This is a genomic window from Butyricimonas hominis (genome assembly GCF_014287455.1).
Classification (GTDB): Bacteria; Bacteroidota; Bacteroidia; order Bacteroidales; family Marinifilaceae; genus Butyricimonas; species Butyricimonas muris.
This window is the reverse complement of sequence record NZ_JACOOH010000034.1, coordinates 1-1,717: the sequence shown is the minus strand read 5'-3', so window position 1 is coordinate 1,717 and position 1,717 is coordinate 1. Positions and strand designations below refer to the sequence as shown.

2 protein-coding genes and 1 pseudogene are annotated in these 1,717 nt (G+C 57.1%); all 3 read left to right on the top strand.

Features of this window, described 5'->3' with window-relative positions:
- Nucleotides 1–231, top strand: a pseudogene (locus tag H8S64_RS22010) (conjugative transposon protein TraK); the annotation flags it as partial.
- A gap of 4 nt (nucleotides 232–235) precedes the next feature.
- Complete coding sequence (locus H8S64_RS22005) at nucleotides 236–532, top strand: TraL conjugative transposon family protein (protein WP_007754134.1); 297 nt, start codon at nucleotides 236–238, stop codon at nucleotides 530–532.
- On the top strand, nucleotides 510–1,717 hold a 1,208-nt coding region (gene traM, locus H8S64_RS22000), incomplete at its 3' end, for a conjugative transposon protein TraM (protein WP_186978716.1). The genes H8S64_RS22005 and traM, both read left to right, overlap by 23 nt.

Below are 1,717 nucleotides of genomic sequence, written 5' to 3'. Positions count from 1 at the left end.
ACGCAGACGGTGGAGATTGACAGCGTGAAGTGCGACTTCGACCAGTACCCCTACAAGGTGAACACGTATGCCCGCCAGTTGATTGTCCGGGAAAGCAGCCTGACGGTGCGAAGCCTTGTGACCTCGTGCCGCCTGCTCAACGCCACACGGAGCGACAACAACCCGCACGGCTTCATCATCGAAGCGTTCACCATTACCGAGAACAAGGATTTGCAGACCATTAAGAGATAGCCTTATGGAAAGAAAACGAAACTACATCGGAAAGGTGCGGGACTGGGCGGACGACCGCCTGCGCCGAATGTGCGGACGGATTACGCCGGGCAAAAGGCTGGCGGTTATCCTCGTGATGTTCTTCTTCCTTGGCGGCTTGTCTATCTACATTACCGTTTCATCAATCTACAACATCGGGAAGCGGGACGGCAGGCGGCTGCAAATAGAACACATCAGGCAACTGCCGTTGCACGGCAACGACACAACCAAAAGTATCAACCCCTTAAACAGACCGCAATATGGAAGAAGTACAGAAGAATGAGAACGGCACGACCGTACCGCAGGCGGACGGGAAGCCGAAAAAGGAAGATAAACCCAAACGGGAACTTACCCCGCAGCAGGTGCAGCAGCGCAGGAAAATGATAGTCTTCCCGCTGATGTTCCTTGCCTTTGCCGGGTGCATGTACCTGATATTCGCACCCTCCGGCAAAGAGGACGTGAACGTGGAAAGCGTGGGCGGCTTCAACGCCGACATACCCCTGCCCGCAGAGGACGGGATTATAGCCGACAAGCAAAAGGCTTACGAACAGGCGATGATAAGCCGCAGGCAGCAGGAGAAGATACAGTCCTTGCAGGACTTCGGTTTCACCGGGAACGATGAAGCGGAAGAACCGCAAGCGGAAATCGACCTGATGCCGGAAGAGGATGCGAAGCCCCAAAGGGGCGGCGGTGCTTCTTCGGCATACGCTTACCGGGACATCAACCGCCAGTTAAGCACGTTCTATGAAACTCCGGCGGTGGACGAGGAAAAAGAGGACTTGAAGCGGCAGGTAGCGGAACTGACCGATAGGCTGCAACAACAGAACGCCACACCCACCGCTGACGACCAAATGGCACTCTTGGAAAAGTCCTACGAGCTGGCGGCAAAGTACATGAACGGCGGGCAGGGACAAGTCGCACAAGTCCCGGTAACGGGCGACATTGACCGCAAGCCGGATGCGGTGGCGGTGCAGGCTGTCAGGGAAACGACCGTTTCGGGATTGCGGCAGCCCATGAGCGATGCCGACTTCATCCGGGCTTACAGCCAGCCACGAAACTACGGCTTCAACACGGCAGTAGGCACGGGGTACGCTATGGGAAAGAACACGGTAGCCGCCTGCATCCACCAAGACCAAACCTTGACGGACGGGCAGGCGGTGAAACTACGGCTGCTCGAACCCATGCAGGCGGGGAACATAGTCGTGCCGAAGAATACCCTCGTGGCGGGGACGGCAAAGGTGCAGGGCGAGCGGCTCGACATACTGGTGTCCTCGATTGAGTACGCTGGCAACATCATCCCGGTGGAACTCGCCGTGTTCGACACGGACGGGCAAAAGGGGCTGTCCGTCCCGTCCTCTATGGAGCAGGAAGCGTTCAACGAAGCTATGGCGAATATCGGAAGCGGGCTGGGTACAAACATTTCCTTTGCCCAAAGTGCCGGGCAGCAGGTGGCTATGGACGTGACAAG